The sequence below is a fragment of the Campylobacter showae CSUNSWCD genome (genome assembly GCF_000313615.1).
Taxonomy (GTDB): Bacteria; Campylobacterota; Campylobacteria; order Campylobacterales; family Campylobacteraceae; genus Campylobacter_A; species Campylobacter_A showae_A.
Genome location: NZ_AMZQ01000007.1, coordinates 189,630 through 209,023 on the forward strand (window position 1 = coordinate 189,630; position 19,394 = coordinate 209,023).

General features: G+C 48.5%; 21 protein-coding genes. 11 read left to right on the top strand and 10 right to left on the bottom strand.

Translation table 11 applies throughout. The features are described from left to right. Positions 1–28: 28 nt before the first annotated feature. On the bottom strand, positions 29–226 hold the full coding sequence (locus CSUNSWCD_RS10890) for a hypothetical protein (protein WP_009494896.1): 198 nt from the start codon (positions 224–226) through the stop codon (positions 29–31). Positions 227–353: 127 nt separating this feature from the next. Then, positions 354–989, bottom strand: a complete 636-nt coding sequence (locus CSUNSWCD_RS05720; protein WP_100223846.1) for a GNAT family N-acetyltransferase — start codon at positions 987–989, stop codon at positions 354–356. Between the two features lie 190 nt (positions 990–1,179). On the opposite strand from CSUNSWCD_RS05720, the gene murI reads away from it, so the two are divergent. Next, positions 1,180–2,148, top strand: a complete 969-nt coding sequence (gene murI / locus CSUNSWCD_RS05725; protein ID WP_034964446.1) for a glutamate racemase — start codon at positions 1,180–1,182, stop codon at positions 2,146–2,148. A 323-nt stretch (positions 2,149–2,471) separates the two neighbouring features. Here murI and CSUNSWCD_RS05730 read toward each other — a convergent pair whose 3' ends face one another. The 3 genes from CSUNSWCD_RS05730 to CSUNSWCD_RS05740 form a co-directional block, all read right to left on the bottom strand. Continuing rightward, positions 2,472–3,281, bottom strand: coding sequence for a M48 family metallopeptidase (locus CSUNSWCD_RS05730; RefSeq protein ID WP_034964421.1), 810 nt, complete (start codon positions 3,279–3,281; stop codon positions 2,472–2,474). 281 nt (positions 3,282–3,562) lie between these two features. Next, positions 3,563–3,742 carry a hypothetical protein gene (locus CSUNSWCD_RS05735; protein WP_009494901.1) on the bottom strand — a complete coding sequence of 60 codons (180 nt, stop codon included), beginning with the start codon at positions 3,740–3,742 and terminating at the stop codon, positions 3,563–3,565. Continuing rightward, positions 3,714–4,718, bottom strand: a complete 1,005-nt coding sequence (locus tag CSUNSWCD_RS05740; RefSeq protein WP_009494902.1) for a putative transporter — start codon at positions 4,716–4,718, stop codon at positions 3,714–3,716. The genes CSUNSWCD_RS05735 and CSUNSWCD_RS05740 overlap by 29 nt, the downstream gene beginning before the upstream one ends. 124 nt (positions 4,719–4,842) lie before the next feature. On the opposite strand from CSUNSWCD_RS05740, the gene CSUNSWCD_RS05745 reads away from it, so the two are divergent. The 5 genes from CSUNSWCD_RS05745 (at position 4,843) to CSUNSWCD_RS05770 (ending at position 9,226) form a co-directional block, all read left to right on the top strand. After that, the gene (locus CSUNSWCD_RS05745) at positions 4,843–5,298 is read left to right on the top strand and encodes a DUF411 domain-containing protein (protein WP_009494903.1); all 456 of its coding nucleotides are present in this window, start codon (positions 4,843–4,845) and stop codon (positions 5,296–5,298) included. Between the two features lie 192 nt (positions 5,299–5,490). Further along, the gene (locus CSUNSWCD_RS05750; protein WP_009494905.1) at positions 5,491–5,703 is read left to right on the top strand and encodes a hypothetical protein; all 213 of its coding nucleotides are present in this window, start codon (positions 5,491–5,493) and stop codon (positions 5,701–5,703) included. A gap of 379 nt (positions 5,704–6,082) precedes the next feature. Further along, entirely contained in the window at positions 6,083–7,414 is a 1,332-nt protein-coding gene (locus CSUNSWCD_RS05760; protein WP_009494907.1) for a hemolysin family protein, read from the top strand. Between the two features lie 396 nt (positions 7,415–7,810). Then, positions 7,811–8,656 carry a fumarate hydratase gene (locus tag CSUNSWCD_RS05765; protein ID WP_009494908.1) on the top strand — a complete coding sequence of 282 codons (846 nt, stop codon included), beginning with the start codon at positions 7,811–7,813 and terminating at the stop codon, positions 8,654–8,656. Between the two features lie 9 nt (positions 8,657–8,665). After that, a complete protein-coding gene (locus tag CSUNSWCD_RS05770) occupies positions 8,666–9,226 on the top strand; it encodes a Fe-S-containing hydro-lyase (RefSeq protein WP_009494909.1) in 561 nt (186 codons plus the stop codon). A gap of 103 nt (positions 9,227–9,329) precedes the next feature. Here CSUNSWCD_RS05770 and CSUNSWCD_RS05775 read toward each other — a convergent pair whose 3' ends face one another. The 3 genes from CSUNSWCD_RS05775 to CSUNSWCD_RS05785 form a co-directional block, all read right to left on the bottom strand. Beyond that, positions 9,330–9,845, bottom strand: coding sequence for a YqhG/Tai3 family protein (locus tag CSUNSWCD_RS05775; RefSeq protein ID WP_009494910.1), 516 nt, complete (start codon positions 9,843–9,845; stop codon positions 9,330–9,332). A 190-nt stretch (positions 9,846–10,035) separates the two neighbouring features. Next, entirely contained in the window at positions 10,036–11,088 is a 1,053-nt protein-coding gene (locus tag CSUNSWCD_RS05780) for a TRAP transporter substrate-binding protein (protein WP_034964425.1), read from the bottom strand. 798 nt (positions 11,089–11,886) lie between these two features. Beyond that, positions 11,887–12,267, bottom strand: coding sequence for a MarR family winged helix-turn-helix transcriptional regulator (locus tag CSUNSWCD_RS05785; RefSeq protein ID WP_009494916.1), 381 nt, complete (start codon positions 12,265–12,267; stop codon positions 11,887–11,889). A gap of 137 nt (positions 12,268–12,404) precedes the next feature. Here CSUNSWCD_RS05785 and CSUNSWCD_RS05790 point away from each other — a divergent pair, with 137 nt between their 5' ends. From CSUNSWCD_RS05790 to CSUNSWCD_RS05800, 3 genes are read left to right on the top strand one after another with little or no spacing between them, the layout of a single operon-like run. Further along, the gene (locus CSUNSWCD_RS05790; RefSeq protein WP_009494917.1) at positions 12,405–12,782 is read left to right on the top strand and encodes a hypothetical protein; all 378 of its coding nucleotides are present in this window, start codon (positions 12,405–12,407) and stop codon (positions 12,780–12,782) included. Positions 12,783–12,785: 3 nt separating this feature from the next. Next, positions 12,786–13,643, top strand: coding sequence for an efflux RND transporter periplasmic adaptor subunit (locus CSUNSWCD_RS05795; protein ID WP_009494918.1), 858 nt, complete (start codon positions 12,786–12,788; stop codon positions 13,641–13,643). Further along, complete coding sequence (locus tag CSUNSWCD_RS05800) at positions 13,640–16,702, top strand: efflux RND transporter permease subunit (RefSeq protein WP_009494919.1); 3,063 nt, start codon at positions 13,640–13,642, stop codon at positions 16,700–16,702. The genes CSUNSWCD_RS05795 and CSUNSWCD_RS05800 overlap by 4 nt, the downstream gene beginning before the upstream one ends. A 116-nt stretch (positions 16,703–16,818) precedes the next feature. On the opposite strand, the gene cheQ is transcribed toward CSUNSWCD_RS05800, so the two are convergent. Next, positions 16,819–17,292, bottom strand: a complete 474-nt coding sequence (cheQ, locus tag CSUNSWCD_RS05805) for a cheVAW transcriptional regulator CheQ (RefSeq protein ID WP_009494920.1) — start codon at positions 17,290–17,292, stop codon at positions 16,819–16,821. 93 nt (positions 17,293–17,385) lie between these two features. Here cheQ and CSUNSWCD_RS05810 point away from each other — a divergent pair, with 93 nt between their 5' ends. Next, positions 17,386–17,763, top strand: coding sequence for a RidA family protein (locus CSUNSWCD_RS05810; RefSeq protein ID WP_009494921.1), 378 nt, complete (start codon positions 17,386–17,388; stop codon positions 17,761–17,763). A 21-nt stretch (positions 17,764–17,784) separates the two neighbouring features. Next, positions 17,785–19,167, top strand: coding sequence for a DUF945 family protein (locus tag CSUNSWCD_RS05815; protein ID WP_009494922.1), 1,383 nt, complete (start codon positions 17,785–17,787; stop codon positions 19,165–19,167). A gap of 13 nt (positions 19,168–19,180) precedes the next feature. On the opposite strand, the gene CSUNSWCD_RS11890 is transcribed toward CSUNSWCD_RS05815, so the two are convergent. Further along, positions 19,181–19,312, bottom strand: coding sequence for a hypothetical protein (locus tag CSUNSWCD_RS11890; RefSeq protein ID WP_009494923.1), 132 nt, complete (start codon positions 19,310–19,312; stop codon positions 19,181–19,183). Positions 19,313–19,394: the final 82 nt, after the last annotated feature.

The following is a 19,394-nucleotide window of genomic DNA, read 5'->3' on the forward strand; positions in this document are numbered from 1 at the left end:
TGTCGGCATCGCTAAAGCTTGCCGCGCTTCAGCTCGCTTTGATGTCGTCGGGCACGCTGGCGATGAAAAACTCGCCGTAGAAATCTGAGTGATCCCACAAGAGGATGAACTGCTGTTTGGCGCGCACAGTGGAGTAGCGGTCCTTGAAATCAAGCGTAAAATTTTTGTATCCGTCGCGCAGATAGCGCCACGCTTTGTTTGCTTTCTCCTTGCTTTGATTTGGCACAGGCTTGAAAACTAATGGGTTTTATGTGGACAATTGGACTATTGTTAAATTCTTCCATTTGTCTTGCTGGACCAAATTTTAGCGTATCAAAGAAGCACTTCTTCTTGCCTAGTTGTGGTAGCAGAATTTATCCTAGCTTTTTGCCCAGTATCGTTAGACTCTCGATTTTGCCGCCCATGTCGCAGACTTCTGGTAGTTCGCCCCAGCGCGCAAAGCCGAATTTGGCAAACAAATTTAGGCTAGCGGCATTGCTGGAAAATATCAGCGCGACGATGTTTTTGACGCCAAATTTAGGCGCGTTTTCGAGTATAAAATTTACGAGCCGTCCGCCAAGCCCCTTGCCACGAGCCTCAGGTGCGACGTAGACGCTGATCTTGGCGGTGATGCGGTAGCCCTCGCGCGGATGATAGTCGCTAAGGCTGCCCCAGGCTAAGATTTCGCCTTTTGGGTTTGTGACGCTCGGCTTTTGTGCACCCAAATTTGCGCCCTTCGAGTCAAATTTTCTCTCGCAATCAGCCTCAAAGGTTTCGCCGTCCTCGCTCGTCAAATTTGCGTCGCAAATCTCGCGCAGCACGTATATCGGGCGATTTGCCGCCTCGTGCGCGTCAAACCACGCTTCGCGCTCCTCTATACTAACCGGGCGCAGCGTGGCCGTGGCGTTTTGCTCTAAAACGCTTGCGTTATAAATGCGCGTGATGGCGGCGAGATCGGCCTTGACGGCGCGCGAGATTTCGTATTTTGCGGCGACGAGTTTTTCTTGCATTTTGAGTCTTGTGTTAAATTTAAACGATTTTACGCCAAATTTAATTAAAAACAGCAGCGAAAACGTCAAATTTGAACGTCGGTAAAGGCGCGGGTCTGGCAACCGCAAAAAGGCAAAATTTGCGTCCAAAGGCGAAATCGCCGCAAATTTGAGTTATAATCTCTTTTTAAATTTAACCTTGGATAGAGATTTGAAAATAGCGTTTTTTGACTCGGGTATCGGCGGGCTGAGCGTGCTGGCTGAGGCTCTGCGGCGGTTTAGCGGAGCGGAGTTTTTGTATTTTGCCGACGAGGATCACGTCCCCTACGGCACGAAAAGCAGGGCCGAGATCGTGCGCCTTAGCCTTGATGCGGTCGGGTTTTTGGTCTCGCGCGGCGCGGACGCGGTCGTGGTTGCTTGCAACACCGCCACGAGCGCGGCTATATCGGAGCTCCGTGGCGCATTTAGCGTGCCAGTCATCGGCATGGAGCCCGCCGTCAAGCTCGCTGCGGATAGTTTCGGCACGCGCCCGACGCTGCTCATCGCCACGCCGCTAACGATCGCCGGCGAAAAGCTAGCGCGCCTCGTGGGGCGGCTGGAGTGCGAGACGTGGAGCCTGGCGTTACCGCGCCTTGTGAAGTTTGCGCAGGAATTGGAGTTTGACTCGCCTGCGGTTTGGGCGTATTTGCGGGAGGAGCTAGCTAAATTTGAGCTTGAGCGCCTGGGTTCGCTCGTGCTTGGTTGCACGCATTTTAACTATTTTAAGGACGTTTTGCGCGAAATCTTGCCGTCTCACGTGCGCATCATCGACGGTATCGACGGCACTCTAAACCGCCTTGCAAGCGAGCTAGGCGGTGGGCTAAAGCTTGCTTGTGGCGAGGATTTTTCGGAACTGGCGTGTAAATTTGACGCGGAAGAGCTAGATGCAGGCGGCGGACAGAACGCAAGAGGTAAGAGCAGGCAGTGCGAGGGGAGCGATGAAAGCGCTCGCAGCGAGCAAGGCAAGAAAGGTGGCGACGAGCAGGGTGCAGAAGAGTACGACGGAAACAGCGGTAAAATTTACTATCCAAACGGCAACAGCGTGGAGTATTTTTACTCGGGCAGAGCGCTAGATGCGGCGCAGCTGCATAAAATAGAAGTGTTTTTGAAAAGGCTTGATGCGATGCGGGAGATTAATTAACATCGCACTCGTTATATGCCGTTTTACGTAAGCAAAAAGCGTGATAATTTAATACGTAAATTGGATGTAAGGTGGCAAAATACAACTCAATAAAAATCCATACAAAATCACGCGCGGTTAAATTTGCCGCTTTTAAATCAAATCAAAAAGCCGCCGTTTGAGCGGCGAATTTGAAATAAGAGTTTAAATTTTTAAGATACGACGGACATTGTCTGAGCTTGTTGCACTCCTCTATCCGCCTTACAAATATCCTTAAACACCCACGTGGCCGTCTCAAACGGCCAACCGCAAGCGCTTAAAAGAGCTGACACGCAAGCTAAATTTTACTTTTTAGCTTGCAGATATACGGGCTCGAGCTTGGCCGCGACCTCGCGCAGATCGGCGATACGGCTTTGGCTAGACGGGTGGGTGCTCAGTATCTCAGGCACGCTGCCACCGCTTTTTTGCGACATTTTGACCCACACGTTCACCGCCTCTTTAGGATCATAGCCCGCGCGTGCCATCAGCTCGGTGCCGATGTGGTCGGCCTCGCGCTCGTGGGAGCGAGAAAACGGTAGCGAGATGGTGTACTGTGCGGCCATATTCATAGCGCCGGTAGCTAGATCGCCCAGTCCTGCAGCCTGCGAAACGGCGAAAATGCCGACATTTTTGAGCATATCCGTGCTGGCCTGCTCGCGGCTATGTTCACGCAGTGCGTGCGCGATCTCGTGTCCCATGACTGCGGCTAGCTCGCCGTTTGTGAGCGATAGATTTTTGATGATGCCGCTATACACGACGATACGGCCGCCGGGCATACACCACGCGTTTATCGTGTTTTCGTCGATCACGTTTACTTCCCATTTCCACTTGAGCGCGTCCTCTCTAAACGCCCCGACCTGCGAGATCAGGCGTTTGGCGACGTCTTGCACTCTTTTGGTCATCACGGGATCGATGTTTAGCGCACCCTTTTTACGCGCGCCGCTAAGCGTTTGCACGTAGGCTTTGGCTGCGGCCTCGTTCATCTCCTGTTCGCCGACTAAAAACATCTGGCGTCTGTTTTCGCCCAGCGCGCCGCCGCTAGTCGAGCTAGTGAAGCAGCCCGTCAGCATCGTCGCGGTAAACACGGCGAGTAAAATAATTTTTCTTATCGTCATTTTTCATCCTTTGCGAGATTTTGGCGATTATACCGCTAAAACAGCTATAAATTCGTAAATAGGCGTTTAAATTTGGCTTAACGGCGGCAAATTTGTAAAGAAACGGCGGGTAAATTTGAGTTTTATTTTTGGCGGTTTTACGGATCTGCATTAAATTTGTGCGGGTCAAATTTGGCAAATTTTCGTGCCTGAGTCTGCTTTAGACGGCTCGGACGCGCAAACTAAAATTTAACCGTCTCCCGCGAGCCGTCAAATTTGGTGTGCATCAAATTTAAATAAAGCTAAAAGTTCGTCAAATTTGCCAAATTTGCAGCCAAGCTATCCGTCAAATTTGCGTCCGAAACGCTAAATTTGGGCCGCCGCCGGCGCGAGCGCGAGCCAAATAACCCCGAGTCGTCGCGCAAGCAAAAGCTAAATTTAAAAGAGCCTGATTTACGCCTGCTCGCTTTGTAAATTTTCATCCAGCTTAGCGCGCTTGTACTCGATATTTTTCTCAAATTCCTTAAGCCTTTTGTGGATAGAGCGCAGCTCCGTGATGACCGTCCAGTTGTTCATAAACACCGCAAGCGACCCACGCACCTGAGAAAAGGCATTTACGACCTGCATCATCACGCCCAGAGTTATCGAGCCTGCGAGCACGCTAGGACCCATCGCGATGAGCGGGACGATGACCATGCTTTGACCGAACATATATCTCCAGATATCAAAGTATCCGTAGTGCAAAAATAGCCTGTAATAATTTCGTTTTAGATCGTGAAATAACCCTTCGAGTTTCTCGGGCGCGCCGTAGTTTGCCTTGTCGTCTTCGGCGTATACGAGCTCTTTTCTAAATGCGGCTTCTACCTTTTGGTTGTTGTACTCAAGTCCCGGTAGCTTAATGCCTACAAACCACGAGATCGCTAGTCCTCCGATGCTGACCGTTAGTGCGATCCACACGAGCGAGCCTTCGCTTTTGCCGAGCACCGGTATATCGACCTGACCGCTGAGTGCCCAAAGTATCGGTATAAAGGCGATGAGAGTCATCACGGCGTCGGCTACTTGCGAGCCTAAATTTTCCACCACTTTAGCAAAACGGTAGATGTCCTCTTGGATACGTTGCGAGCTGCCTTCGATGTCGGTTTTGACGTTTCGCCAGTATTTTATGTAGTCAAACGTCATCGCCTCGCGCCACTTAAACGTCCAAAGGCGCGTAAAATAGTTCGTCATCGTCGCAAGCAGGACGTACGGGAAGGCGATCTTGGCAAATCTAAGCACGCAAGTCCAAAAATCCTCTATCGTGTGATCTTTGACGTTTTGCAAGATATCGTAAAAGTCCTTGTACCAGTTGTTTAGAAGCACTATCATCTGCACTTGCGCGTAGGTCGATATTAGCAACGCCGCGAGCCCGAAATACGCCCATACGGCGCATTTTTTATTCGCGAAAAACGACGAAAACATCTATTTGCCTTTAAATTTGAGATTTAGTCGCAAAGTATAGCAAAACCAGGCTAAATTTATGCGCGTTAGATTGCTGTTATGCGTATTACGTTAAAATCCGGCGAATTTTTTACAAAGGATGAAAATGAAAAAGACTATTTTGGGATTTGCGCTACTTACGGCGCTTGCGTCGGCGGTGCTAGGTGGCGAGACGATTGAAGTTTATAAAAGCCCGGACTGCGGTTGTTGCGGAAAATGGGGCGAGATAATGAAAAAAAACGGCTTTGAAATCGTAGAGCACAAAACGAACGCGATAATCGAAACGAAAAACAAATACGGCGTTCCGCTGGAGCTATCTAGTTGCCACACCGGTATAGTCGGAGGTTACGCTATCGAGGGGCACGTACCGGCCGAAGAAATAAAAGCCCTTTTAGCCGCTAAACCGGCTGACGTCGTAGGTATCTCGGTGCCGGGCATGCCGCTGGGAAGCCCCGGCATGGAGCAGGGCGGCATCGTCGAGGACTATGATGTGATCGCGTTTAAAAAGGACGGTACGAGCGAAGTTTTTGCAAGCTATAAAAACGGCAAAAAGGTAAAATAATTTAAAATAGTCGGCGTAAATTTGCCGACTTTTCGCGGTTTTATTCGTTTGTATAAATACGGATTTTGCCAAATCTATCATGAGGCTATTTTTAAAATTTGAGCACCGCACCTCGTCAAATTTAGCGCAAAATCAAGCTAAATTTAACCCCAGCGGCCGTATCATTAAAAATAAATTCGCAAAGGAGTGGGCGTGGCGAGACTAATTTTTATCCTGTTTATTTTGGGGTTTCTTGCGTGGCTTTATATGGGCGGTACGACCAAAACGTTGGCTGATTACAAGGGCATGAGCCGCGAGGAGCTTGAGACGCTGTGCCTTGAGAAAAAGGACAAAAAGGCCTGCCAGAAAATAGCGATCGACTTCGTAAATGGCGCGAAGGCAAACGGCGGCAAACCGCAGTTTTAGAATTAAACGCGTCAAATTTGCTGTTAAATTTGACGGCGTAAACTTGGCTTAAATTTTATAAATTTAACCGTCGGTATTTTTGCGGTGCGGGTTTTGGCGTGTCAAATTTGGACTCAAATTTAAATAAATTTCGCAAATTTGAGCCAAAGCTCGCATAAAATAAGCAATATTTGTATTACAAGTTTAGCGCGGAGGTTAAATTTGCGCTCAAATTTAAGCCGAAAGCAAGGCACGCACGCAACTAAAAGCACCAAAACGCGGCAAAATAGCCCCGCGGCACTCGCTCGCGCTAGAGGCGGCAAAAATGCGCTTTCAGTTTAAAATTCCCGATTTTCTGCTATAATCGCCGCATTTCATTTTAATTTTTTAAGGATTTTAATTGCACCCCAGTAGCGCCGACTCGCTTTTTATGATCGCTCTTGCGATTTTTTTCGTATTTCTAAACGCTTTTTTCGTCTTATCAGAATTTTCCATCGTCAAAGTCCGCAAGACCCGCCTAGAGGAGCTTGTAAAGGACAAAGTGCCAAACGCGAAAACCGCGCTTGATATGTCAAACAATCTCGACACATACCTCTCCGCCACGCAGCTAGGCATCACGCTAAGCTCGCTGGCTCTTGGCTGGATCGGCGAACCTGCGGTCGCTAGACTGATTGAGGAACCGCTAAAAACATACTTTAATCTAAGCGATATTTTAGTCCATACCGTCGGGTTTGCGATCGCGTTTACGCTGATAACGCTCATGCACGTGGTGCTAGGCGAGCTGGTACCAAAGTCCGTCGCCATCGCAAAATCCGAAAAAGCGGTCCTAGCCATCGCGCGTCCATTGCACGTATTTTGGGTTGTTTTCTCGCCGCTTATCAAGACTTTTGATTTTCTAGCGGGCGTTTCTCTTAAAATTTTAGGCATCAAACCAGCCAAGGAGAGCGAGCTAGCCCACTCCGAAGAGGAGATAAAAATCATCGTGGGCGAGAGCCTAAAGGGCGGCGTTTTAGATAGCTTTGAGACCGAGATCATTAAAAATGCGGTCGATTTCTCCGACACGGTCGCCAAAGAGATCATGACTCCGCGCCGCGATATGGTCTGCATAAACAAGCAAAAAAGCTACGAAGAAAATATCAAAGTGATCTTTGACTCCAAATACACGCGCTACCCCTACATCGACGGTAGCAAGGACGCGATACTAGGCATGATCCATATCAGAGATATCTTGCAGATTGATACAGTTAACAAAAAGCACGAATTTGACAGCATCGTACGTAAATTCGTCATCGTGCCCGAAAACCTCTCGATATCTAAAATCCTCGTTATGATGAATAAGCAGCAAATCTCCGCCGCCCTAGTCGTGGATGAATACGGCGGCACGGCGGGGCTTCTTACGATGGAAGACATCATGGAAGAAATTTTGGGCGACTTTAACGACGAGCACGACGACGCCGACCCGCACTACAAAAAGATCAACGAAAATATCTACGAGTTTCAGGGGCGTTTTGACTTAGAGAGCGTCGAGGAGCTGATGGGGATTAGCTTTGCCGATGAGACGGAGGAGCTTACGATCGGCGGATATGTCTTTAATCTCATCGGTCGCTTGCCGGTCGTGGGTGACAAGATCGAGGACGAGAATTGCTACTACGAGGTGCGCAAGATGGACGGCGCTAGCATCTCAAGCGTCAAAGTGCGCAGAAAAATCGAAGAAAAAGAGGACGAGGACTGAGTAAATTTGCGCCTTGCTTTTGCGAGCGGGGCGTAAATTTGAGGGCGGATTTGGCTTTTGAAATTTTAGGCGCGCAAATGGCTTCTCAAATTTAAACCGATCTAAATTTGAAAGACTCTACTTCGTTCGTAAATCAGCTCAAATTTAAGCCGTTTCGTCAAATTTTAGCTTGCCGCATCGCTTTAAATTTGCCGCCGCTCGGCTAAGCCTTGCAGGATTGACGTTAAATTTGCCTCGCTAAATTTACGCTGATTTTTCTGCTGTATCCTCTCAAAAACCCGTAAATTTAATCTAACTTTTTAGCTTATTTTGATAAACTTCGCTAAAATTAACAAGAGATAAAAATTAAATTTTATATTTTGAAATTTATAAAACAAATTTAACATAGGAGGACAGATGAGAGTAGTTCAAGCGGAATTAATCTCCAAAACCGTCAGCGAGCTTTGCAAAGAGGCCTGTTATGTCGTAACGCCCGATATGAGAGCGGCTTTTGAAAAAGCTAAAGAAAACGAGAGCTCGCCGATAGGCAAAGACATCCTAGGCAAGGTACTCCAAAACGCGGATCTAGCCCAGAAACGCGTCGCGCCGATCTGCCAAGACACGGGTATGGCGGTTGTATTCGTCGATATCGGTCAAGACGTGCATATCGAGGGCGGATTTTTAGAAGATGCGATAAACGAGGGCGTAAAAGACGGCTACGTGGGCGGCTACCTACGAAAATCCGTCGTAAACGACCCGATTTTTGAGCGTAAAAACACGACAAACAACACCCCTGCCGTCATAAACGTAAGGATAGTAAAGGGCGACAAAATCCACATAAAAGTCGCTCCAAAGGGCTTTGGCAGCGAGAATAAGTCGGCTCTAAAAATGCTAGTGCCAGCAGACGGCCTAGAGGGCGTGAAAAAGGTATTTTTAGACACCGTTAAGCTAGCGGGTCCAAACGCTTGCCCTCCGATGGTGATCGGCGTAGGCATAGGCGGCACGATGGACAAGGCCGCGCTAATGGCAAAATACGCAGCCGCTCGCTCCGCAGACAGCAAAAACCCCGATCCTAGATACGCCAAACTAGAAGAGGAGCTGCTAGAGCTCGCCTGCAAAACGGGCGTCGGACCGCAAGGACTAGGCGGCGACACGACCGCGGTCAAAGTAAATATCGAGTGGTACCCGACCCACATCGCGGGTCTACCGGTCGCTATCAACATCAACTGCCACGCCGCTCGCCACGCCGAAGCTGAAATTTAAGGAGAAAAGATGTCAGAAGTAAAAAAGATAACCGCGCCGTTTGATAAAGATGTCGTAAAAAGCCTAAAAGCGGGCGACAACGTGCTAATAAGCGGCACCATCATCGCAGCTCGCGACGCCGCGCACAAGGCGCTAACCGAGACTTTGGCTCGCGGCGAGGCCTTGCCCGTAAATTTAGCCGGCGAGACGATCTACTACCTAGGACCAAGCCCCGCAAAACCTGGCGACGTCATAGGCGCTGCGGGACCGACTACTAGCGGACGCATGGACAAATACACTCCGACGATGATAAACGAAGTGGGCATCAACGGCATGATCGGCAAGGGCTACCGCTCTGAGGCCGTCGTCGAAGCGATGAAAAAATCAGGCTGTGTCTATATGGTCGCCATTGGCGGTGCGGGCGCGCTAATCAGCCAAAGTATCAAAAAGTACGAAGTGCTAGCCTATCCCGAGCTTGGCCCAGAGGCGATCGCGAGACTCACGGTCGAGGATTTCCCTGCTATCGTAGCGATAGATAGCGAGGGCAATAACTTCTACGAAGTAGGACAAGCTCCGTATAAAAAAATATAAATTTCTAGGCGCGGGCTATCGCTAGCTAGCGCCTAGATCTACGCGCCGCTCTTTATGGGTAAATTTGAAACCAAACGGCGCGTTAAACCCTCAAATTTTATTCTCACTCTTTAAAAATTTTGCCGTAATTGCTCGGATACGCCGCTCTTAAAGATTTCTTAATCTTATTCTTTAAAGAGTCCCCGTCGCTAAGCTTTACGCCGCCTACTAGGCAATCTTTGTCGCAAATTAGGCGCAAAGTTATATCCCGTTTTTCGCCGAACAGCTCAAATTTTACTCGTACCTCGTTCTCTGAGACCGCCTTTGCGCTAAAGTTTTTGAGCTCGTCAATATCCTGCGCGTCTATAAAAGGATCGGCCTCCAGATCGGACGATACGTGCTCTATGCCGCTCAGACGTCCCAGCGCAGAGCCGAACTGATCGTAAATGAGCCCGTCAAGCTCGGGAGTCAGCCACTCTGAGGTGATAGGCTGTATTTCGCCGTCGCCGTAGTTTGTTTGGTAAAATTCTTTTACCGTTTTTTCCATTAGCGCGGCTTTCGTCGTTTGAGCGCTTAGATTTGCGCCGCCAAGACCGCAAAAAACTACCGCCAAAAGGCAAATTTTAGACACATTTTTCATGGCTTTCCTTTAAATTTAGGTGTTTGAGTGATTTTGGCGTTATTGAGGTTAAATTTTACTCATCTTTGCGGGATTGGGTTTGCCGTAATAAGTTACGAGTCAAATTTGAGCGAACCGGCGTTAATCTCAAATTTACGTTAGCCATCGAGCCGTCAAATTTACTCGGACGGCTCGTTAAATTTAGCAGAGATTACTCTGCGGTGCTGTTTATGTAGCTGTTTTCGGAGATCTGTGTCCAGACCCTGGCCTTTTTCATAAAGGCTTTTTGTGAGTCTAGGATCTCTTTAAACGTCGCGTCTTTGGCCGAGAGCTCGTCTAGGATCTCATCCGTAGCCTTGCGCAGCGCGGCGATGATCTCGGGCGGAAACGAGGCGATTTTCACGTCCGGATGCTCGCTTTTGATTTTATCAAGGACCAGCGAGTTTTGATAGACGGCAGACTCGTACACATCGGCCGCTACGGCCTTGGTCGCAGTCTCTACGATAGCTTGAAGGTCGGCCGGTAGCTTGTCCCAGAGTTTTTTGTTGATGTAGAATTCATTTTCGCTCGCAGGCTCCTGCCAGCCGGTGTAGTAAAATTTAGCCACCTTTTGAAAGCCGAAATTTATATCGATCGCAGGGCAGACCCACTCGACGGCGTCGATCGTGTTCATCTCCATCGCCATGTATAGTTCGCCGATCGGGATCGTGTTTATATTGACTCCCAGCTTTGCCATTATCTCGCCGCCAAGCCCGGTCATGCGTAGTTTTAGTCCCTTTAGATCGTCCGTACTCTTGATCTCTTTTTTAAACCAGCCGCCCATTTGCATGCCGAAATTTCCGCCGTGAAATGTCACGATGCCGTACTCGTTAAAGACCTTTTGCGCGAGCTCCTTGCCGCCGCCGTACGCGTACCAGGCGTCTTGCTCGGCCTTGTTCATACCAAAAGGCACGGTCGTAAAGAGCATGAGTTTAGCGTCCTTGCCCTTATAAAAGTAGCTCGCGGTAAAAGCCGCGTCGTACTGGGCGTTTTTAACCATATCAAGCAGCGCAAACGCCGCCTTATGCTTGGACGGATAGTCGACGCGAACCTCGATACGGCCGTCGCTCATCTTTTCCACGAGCTCTTTAAATTTCTTTGGAGCGTCGCCTAGTACTGGCACGTTGCTCTCGTACGTGGAGGCGAGCTTGATTTTGTACTTTTCCGCTGCCTGCGCGCTGATCATCATCGCCGCGCATAGAGCTAGAGCTGAAAATAGTTTCATTTTTTCTCCTTTCGGTTTTAAATTTACCGATTATAGAGTTTTGTATTATACTTTTTGGTTAATTTTAAAATTTAAGCTGCCAAAATTTAATATATATGAGTAAAAACGTAAATAAATTTCTAAAATGTTACGAAAATTAAATTTTGCCGTTTGCGGATAAATTTGACGATTGTCGTCGTTAGGGCGGTGTCATTTGAGCGATACGACTCGGCGAATTTTGTTTGAGTGGGCGGTAGAAATCGACCTGCGGATACGGCTTTAAACTATTAAGCTACTTTTTCGCGACATGTCAAAATTTAGCAGGCAAAATTTACTCGTGTTTTTTGGGGTACATTGCGACGATTTTATGGGTTGTAAATGCTAAATTTAAGGTGCGTATGTAAAGATAAATTGGCAGGCATTTGTGACAAATCGACTTGGTCTTTTGAACCGCATTTGCGCCGTCGCCGAGTAAATTTAAGCAGCAAATTTGGCAAGACGACTTTTTGATAAATTTACAATGCAAATTTGTGAAATTTGAGCTCTAAAGCGTGCGCTTGAAGCTCGAATTTAAGTCGCCGAGTGCAAAAAACGGCGAGCGAGTAGGTAAATTTAGGAAGAGCTGGAAATGTCGTTGGTGTATAGTGTTTTGGCTAGCGTATTTTGCGTGCGGTTGCCGTTAGCTCCGATTCGTGCTTGCTAGCCTCTTGGCAAAAATATACGACAAAAATGACTTGATTAGATATAAGCAAGCTTAAATTTCCGTTTGGAGATCGGGCGTATTTTCGATCTCTTTGTCGCAAATCTCGCAAAAGCGCGTCAGCAACAAAAATAGCTTCTGGGCGTTTTTTCGCCGAGCCTAGCAAATACCCGCTCGCCCAGCTCATCGCTAGCGCGCACTATAGGGTCTGCTACGTCGTGCCCTTTTTGCGTGAGACTCATCGCGCGCTCCCTTTTATCCGCGCTTTGCTCGCCTATCTGCACTAACCCTTTTTGTCGAAAATCCTTGCAGACGTTAAAGACTGTTTGCTTGGGTATGAACCACTCTTGGCCGATCTTTTTTTGCGTCGAACGGCCGTCTTTTGCGAGTGTATAAAGCACTGCAAATTCGCTGTAGCTAAGCCCAGTTTTAGCAATCAGCATGTCTATGCGTTTGTCGATATCGCCGATTTTTTTGCCCAGTTCGTCGAAGTTGTACATTATTTCCACCCCCCCCTTTTTTTTATATTGGGTGAATTTTAGTAAAATCCAAAAATATTTTCAAGGTTTTTGGATTGACTTTTGGTCCTAAATTTTGCTAATATAGTAAATTTTAAGACTAATATCAAAGGAAATTTATGAAACTCGGTAATTTTTTAAAGGCGTATTTTTTATCGTTCGCGCTGATTTTCGTCGCAGCTGCGCAGGAAAATAAATCGACACAGGAAGCAGCGTCGCAAGCAGAGAAAAATACGGCCGAGCAACAAACTGCTCAAGCGGGCGTAAAAGACGACACTGACGCTAGCGAGCAAAGCGTTCGTCAAGATAAACAAAATCCGGACGCTAGGCAAAATCAAAACGACGAAGCGATAAAGCTCACGGTCGTATCACCCAAAATCGCAAAATTTAGCCCAAAGCTAAATTTACACGGCGAACTGGTCGCTAAAGACGATGTCGCAGTAGGTTCGGCGCTACAAGGTCAACAAATCTCCGAGGTTTTAGTCGAAGTCGGCTAAAATGTGCAAAAGGGGCAAATTTTAGCCCTGCTGGATAATGCCGGCGTAAAAGCGAAATTTGACCAGCAAACCGCTGCGCTAGAGGTCGCAAAGCAAAATTTAAACTCCGCCAAGGCTGCTTTTAGCGAATCTGAGTCCGCGCTAAAGCGAGCTAAAGACCTAGCCGCAAAAAAGGCTATTAGCTCGCAAGAGCTCGAACAAGCAAATGCGAAAGAAGCAAGCGCTAGAGCGAATCTAAACTCCGCTAAAGCGCAAATCTCGCAGATAGACGCGCAGATCACTGAAGCTAAAGACCAACTCGGCAAAGCTAGCGTGATAGCGCCCGTTAGCGGCGTCGTAACGGCCAAAAAAGCCCAAATCGGCGCGCTAACTAGCGGCGAGGCTTTGTTTAACATCGCAAAAGACGGCGTCATCGAGCTATCTGCAGATACGGATGCTAGGGAGCTAGCGCAGATAAAAGTCGGTATGAGCGCTCAGGCTCAAATTTACGACGTAAAAGAGGCTGTGAAAGGCAAAGTGCGGCTAGTGCCCGTGAGCATGGATACGAGCTCACGCCTAGGCAAGGTCAAAATTTCGCTAGATGGCGAGGCGAAATTTATCGGTTCATATGCTAAAGTCGTCATCGATCTGCCCGAATTTAGCGCATTAGCGCTACCTGCGCAGGCTGTTTCCTTTACCGAAAAGGGTGCGTTTACGACTATAGTAAAGGGCGGCAAAGCAGTCAAGCGAAAAATCCAAACCGGACTTAGAGCAAACGGGCTAGTTCAGGTGATTTCAGGTGTCAGCAAGGACGATGAGGTCGCGCTAAAAGCCGCCGCGCTGGTAAACGACGGCGAAGCGGCGCAAAGGAGCGCTGAGTGAAAATTTCGTCTTGGGCGATTCGCCATCCCATCCCGATTATCGTGCTTTTTATCGCGCTTAGCTTAGGCGGCGTAGCGTCGTTTCTGCGCTTACCGATAAACGCAAACCCAAACGTAAATTTCCCTATCGTTAGCGTCACGGTCACGCAGGCGGGCGCGTCGCCTACGCAGCTGGAAAGCTCGACTACTAGGCGCATCGAGAATGCAGTGGGCGGGCTAGCGGGCGTGAGGCACGTTAGCTCTACGATCTCTGAGGGTAGCTCGGCTACCACAGTGGAGTTTGCTATCGAGACGGACGTCGATCGAGCCGTAAACGACGTGCGAAACGCTATCTCGCAGATCAGAGACGAACTACCAGCCGGTATCGATACGCCGATAGTAGAGCGTGTGGACATCGAGGGCGGCGTGCTGGCGTTTTATTCTATAGGAAGCGCAAATTTAAACCAAAGCGAGATATCGCACCTGATAGATAACGAGATAAAAAGGCGGCTGCTAGCGATCCTGGGCGTTCAGCAGGTAAAGCGTCTAGGCGGTGTTACGCGCGAGATCAGAGTGTTTTTGGATCCCGCCGCGCTTAGCTCGCTAAAGATAGACGCCGCTTATATTAGCAAACAGCTTGCACAAAATAACGCCGATTTGCCCGCGGGCAGGACGGTTTTAGACGGTGCGGAAAATAGCCTGCGCGTAACAGGCGGTGCAAAGAGCGTCGAGGAGCTTTCCGATACTCCTATCTGGCTAGACGGCGGCCGAAACGTCCGTCTGGGCGACATCGCTCGCGTTGAGGACTCGCACGCTGAGCCTAGATCGCGCTCTAGGATGGACGGGCTGGAGACGGCGGGATTTAGCGTCTCGCGCTCAAAAGGCGCCAGCGACACGGCCCTGATGCAAAAGGTCGAGGAGGAGCTGGCTAAATTTACCGCAGAGCATGCAGAAGTAAAGATAGACGAGATATATACCTCGGCAAACGAGACTAAGCAAAGCTACGACCAAACGATCTGGATGCTAGCCGAGGGTGCGATACTAACGGTGCTTGTGGTATTTATTTTCTTGCGAGACGCCCGAGCGACGCTAGTGGCGGCCGTGTCGCTACCGCTTTCGATTCTGCCGACGTTTGCGGCGCTTTATCTGCTGGACTACACGCTAAACGGTATCACGCTACTGGCTTTAATGCTAGTTATCGGCATACTCGTAGACGATGCGATCGTGGAGATAGAAAATATCAAAAAGCACTTAACTCTAGGCAAACGCCCCTATCAAGCCGCCATAGACGCGGCTGATGATATCGGCTTTGCGGTGGTTGCCATTACGCTAACGATAGTGGCGATATTTTTGCCAGTTAGCTTTATCGGCGGGGGTATCGGGCAGTACTTTAGGCAGTTTGGCATCACGGTTGCGGCGGCGGTTTTGGCTTCGCTTTTAGTCGCGCGTCTAGCCACTCCGCTACTAGCGGCCTATATCCTAAAGCCCGAGACCAAAGAGGAGCGCGAAGCGAGCAAACTAAAGGCTGCCTATCTAAATTTACTAACTTTCACGCTAGATCACCGCAAATTTACGCTCTTTATCGGCTTTTTGCTACTGCTTGGCTCGTTTGCGCTAATACCGCTTTTGCCGACGGGATTTTTGCCTCAAAGCGACTCGGGCAGAAGTAGCGTAAATATCACGCTAGCTCCCGGATCCACGCTAGAGCAGACCGATGAGAGGCTTTTAAATTTAACGCGCGCCATCAAAGAAAACCCTGCCGTTTGGTCGGTTTTTGCTATCGCTGGAGGAGGTGGCGAAACGCACAAGGGGGAGCTGCTAATCACGCTAAAACCGCACAAGCAGCGCGCCGTTACGCAAAAGGAGTTTGAAAACGAACTGCGGGCGGAGCTGGCTAAATTTAGCGATATGAGATTTGCTTTTGCTAACGAGATGGCTGCGCGCGATATCTCGGTCATCCTAGCAGGCGACGACGCGGATGCACTCTCTCAAACGGCGTCGCTAATAAAATCTCAAATGAACGGAGTTGCGGGCGCGAAAAACGCTCAAGTAAACGAACCGCTGCAAAAGCCGGAAATCCGCGTAAATTTAATCAAAAAAGAGGCCGCAAGGCTGGGCGTGAGCCATCAGACAGTTGGCGAAGCTTTGCGTATCGCTACCGTAGGCGACACGGACGCGGCGTCGGCAAAATTTGACCTGCCGGACCGCCAAGTACCTATCCGCGTTAGCCTAGAGGAGGGTGCTAGAAACGATCTTGAAGTTTTGCGTAAAATTTACGTCCAAAGCGCGACAGGGACGGCCGTGCCGCTCTCTAGCGTGGCAGAAGTTTCGTATTCGCAGGGTGCGGCTAGCATAGAGAGGTTTGATAAACGTCGCAAGATCGCTGTCGAGGCCGATTTGCAACCTGGATTTACCATAGGCGAAGTTTTGGGGCAAATTCATGCCTTGCCCGCGATGCAAAATTTGCCGACAAGCATCTCCTCGCCCGAGTACGGCGATAGCGAGTATATGAGCGAGATGTTTGAGCAGTTTAGTATCGCGCTTGGCTTTGGAGTGACGATGTTTTTGCTGGTTTTGATTGTACTTTTTCGCGATTTTTTGCAGCCTGCTACGATATTTATCGCGCTTCCGCTCTCTATCGGCGGCGCGGCGGGCGGTCTGCTACTTTACGGCGGCGCACTTGATCTATCCTCTGTGATCGGTATCTTGATGCTGATGGCTATCGTGGGTAAAAACTCTATCTTGCTCGTTGATTTCGTCATCGAAAAGCGCCTGCGCGGAAGCGGCGTCAGGCAGGCTTTGCTAAGCTCTGGCGCTGAACGTGCGCGACCTATCGTGATGACTACGATAGCTATGATCGCGGGCATGGCGCCTGCGGTGTTTGCTAGCGGCTCGGGAGCGGCTTTTCGCGCGACGATGTCGGTAGCCGTGATCTGCGGGCTGGCGGCCTCTACGCTACTTAGCCTCGTTTTCGTGCCGACGGTTTATTCTATCGTTGATGACGTGAAAAACTTCCTTGGCAGGCGTCTTTCCAAACTCACGTCCGTAACCGAGCAAGATAAGCAAAACTGGGCGAGGTAAATTTGGCCGATAAACGGCGGCGCTAAATTTACCGGGTTTTTGCGCGGCGTGGTAAGATTGATTAAATTTGGCTTTATTTGGCTTGGGTCAAATTTGAGCGGGTTTTGCAGTCAAATCTAATAATACCCAAGGCACATCGTCTCGGTTAGCTTTATGCGCTTTTCAAGCGGCGCAGGCGAGAAAAACGAGCACTTTTCGATGTAAATTCTGTAGTCGTAGTCAAGTCCGAAGTCGTCGTAAAATTTCTTTAAATTTATAAATTTTATCCCGCAAATTTCGCGTAGATCAAAAAGCGGATAGAGTTTGGAACCGTTGTTGGCGACTAGGTGCGAGGGTGCTAGCGTCGTAAACGAGCAAAATGCCGACGTGAGCACGAGTCCTGCTAGATCGCTACAGCGTGCGGCCGCCTCGCGAAAACGAGCGGGAATGCATTTTTTATGCAGAAAAACGATGCGCGAGTTTTCAAATTTAGCGCAGATCGCGCCGCTCCAAAACAGATACGCATTGCCCGAGATTTCGGCGTTTTTCGCAAATTCGCAGCCAAGAACGTAATCGTCTAAAAACTCGTTTGGAGCAAGGGTGATTTTCATATTTTTAGCGCCTTTTTACGGGAAATTATAGCGAAATTTGCTTTTTTAGCCGTAAATTGGGTAATATTCGCCCAAATTTTACAAAGGACGAAAATGAAAAAGGTTATCTCTACAAAAGATGCTCCGCAAGCGATCGGACCGTATTCGCAGGCGATCGAAGCAAACGGATTTTTGTTTATTTCAGGGCAACTTGGCGTGACTCCTAGCGGCAAATTTGCGGGCGAGGACGTGAGGGCTCAAGCCGAGCAATCGATGCTAAATTTAAAAGCGATTTTGACGCAGGCGGGGCTTGGCTTTGAAAACGCGGTAAAAACGACGATTTTTCTAGCCGATATTGCGGACTTTGCGGCGGTAAACGAAATCTACGCTAAATTTTTTAACGAGCCGTATCCTGCCAGAAGTACGATCGCCGTTAAAACGCTGCCAAAAGGCGGTCTAGTCGAGATCGAGCTCATCGCGGCGACGAAGTAAAATTTAAAATCAAGGGAAAAAATGAAAAAGATTATATTTGCGCTTGCAGTCGTTTTGATTGCGGTTTTGGGCGTCGCGTTTTACGGCTCGTCTAAGGCTAAAGAGTCCTACGATAGGGGCGTGGCTAGGCTAACGGGCGAAACTCTGCGCTTGCCGTTTATCGATCTAAAGGCAAACGTGACGCAAAACGAGTACGACAAAGGGCTGTTTAGCTCGCGTGCGACGCTTACGTTTGAGCTAACCGGCGGCAAAGATCCGGTAAAATTTGAGGCTAAAACCACGCTAAAGCACGGATTTGCCGAGATTTTTAGCGGATTTAAGGCGCACAGCGATATCAAGGCTCTAACGCCCGAAGCTGCCTCCGAAGCTAAAAAGATATTTGGCACGGACGAGTTTTTGAGCGCCGACGTATTGATAAATTTAGATAAAACCCGCGACGTAACGCTAAATTTGGCCGAGATCAAAGTAGAAGAGAGAAATTCGGACTTTGTTATCTCAAAGCCTTTTGCAAAGGCCCAAATCAAAGAAAATAAGATAAAATCCCTAGAAATCGGCGTCGGTAAAGTTAGCGGCGGCGATACGGACGGCGTGGATAAGTTCGATATAGAAAACGCCTCCGCGCTCATCGAGCTTAACGACTTTAAGAGCTTTGACGATCTAATCTCATTTATAAACATACAAACCGCCTACGAAAATATAGCTAAAATCGGAGTAAAGACCGATAAAATGAGCTTTAATAGCGCCAAGGGCTACGATTTTCCAAAATCGGTCGGCATTGCGGGCATTTCTTTTTTAGCGCAGACAAAGCAAAACGCAGACGCAAATCTCCTCGATACCCTTACCGACGTGAGCCTAGGGGCGCTTGACGTGGACGGCAAAAAGGTTCTTGAGCAGCTAAATTTGAGCCTAAACGAGAAAAACGTAAACAAAGAAGCGATGGCGATGTATGTCACCGACCCGAAAGAGTCGGCTCTTTATAAAATTTTGATGAGTAAAAACTACGTGATGGAGATTAAAAATTTTAGCTTTAAAAACCCAAGCGGCAAGGAGCTAAAATTTAACGCCGTAGCCGATGCGTCAGGGCTTGGCTCGGAAAGTAAAACACTGCATGACGACGTAGATATCCAAACGGCGCTAAAAGCGGTTAAATTTGACGGAGAGATAAAGGTGCAAGCCGCGTCTATAACGGAGTTTTTAAGCGCGTATAAGGGGCTGATGGCCGATAGCGACTTTAACCAGATGATGGATGGTATCAAGCCTTTTGAAGAGCGCGTGAATTCGCTTTTTGTCAAAGATGGCGAGTATATGAGTGCGAAATTTAAACACGATGTCGGTAGTGACGATCTGCTGGTAAACGATAAAATTTCGCTCAAAGAATTTATAATGAGCTTGATGGCGAACTAAATTTTCCTTATTTTCAGCGGACGATAGCGCTAAATTTACTGCTTCGTCCGCTAAATAAATTTTGTTTTTGCTTATATATTAAGGTAAATTTCTGCAAAATAAAATTTGATAAAACCCACAACAAAAAATCTCTAAAATTTTTCACACCCCTCCTTTCCTTCAGCTTCTTTTAAGCATCTTCCTTGTATAATTCCAGCTCACGAATTGAGAAACCACCTTTAACTTTC

Coding starts and splice junctions, on each gene's coding strand:
- CSUNSWCD_RS05720 (WP_100223846.1), bottom strand. CDS start 989: ATGCAAGAAAAACTCGTCGCCGCAAAATACGAAATCTCGCGCGCCGTC.
- CSUNSWCD_RS05730 (WP_034964421.1), bottom strand. CDS start 3,281: ATGACGATAAGAAAAATTATTTTACTCGCCGTGTTTACCGCGACGATG.
- CSUNSWCD_RS05735 (WP_009494901.1), bottom strand. CDS start 3,742: ATGAAAATTTACAAAGCGAGCAGGCGTAAATCAGGCTCTTTTAAATTT.
- CSUNSWCD_RS05740 (WP_009494902.1), bottom strand. CDS start 4,718: ATGTTTTCGTCGTTTTTCGCGAATAAAAAATGCGCCGTATGGGCGTAT.
- CSUNSWCD_RS05745 (WP_009494903.1), top strand. CDS start 4,843: ATGAAAAAGACTATTTTGGGATTTGCGCTACTTACGGCGCTTGCGTCG.
- CSUNSWCD_RS05765 (WP_009494908.1), top strand. CDS start 7,811: ATGAGAGTAGTTCAAGCGGAATTAATCTCCAAAACCGTCAGCGAGCTT.
- CSUNSWCD_RS05770 (WP_009494909.1), top strand. CDS start 8,666: ATGTCAGAAGTAAAAAAGATAACCGCGCCGTTTGATAAAGATGTCGTA.
- CSUNSWCD_RS05775 (WP_009494910.1), bottom strand. CDS start 9,845: ATGAAAAATGTGTCTAAAATTTGCCTTTTGGCGGTAGTTTTTTGCGGT.
- CSUNSWCD_RS05780 (WP_034964425.1), bottom strand. CDS start 11,088: ATGAAACTATTTTCAGCTCTAGCTCTATGCGCGGCGATGATGATCAGC.
- CSUNSWCD_RS05785 (WP_009494916.1), bottom strand. CDS start 12,267: ATGTACAACTTCGACGAACTGGGCAAAAAAATCGGCGATATCGACAAA.
- CSUNSWCD_RS05790 (WP_009494917.1), top strand. CDS start 12,405: ATGAAACTCGGTAATTTTTTAAAGGCGTATTTTTTATCGTTCGCGCTG.
- cheQ (WP_009494920.1), bottom strand. CDS start 17,292: ATGAAAATCACCCTTGCTCCAAACGAGTTTTTAGACGATTACGTTCTT.
- CSUNSWCD_RS05810 (WP_009494921.1), top strand. CDS start 17,386: ATGAAAAAGGTTATCTCTACAAAAGATGCTCCGCAAGCGATCGGACCG.
- CSUNSWCD_RS05815 (WP_009494922.1), top strand. CDS start 17,785: ATGAAAAAGATTATATTTGCGCTTGCAGTCGTTTTGATTGCGGTTTTG.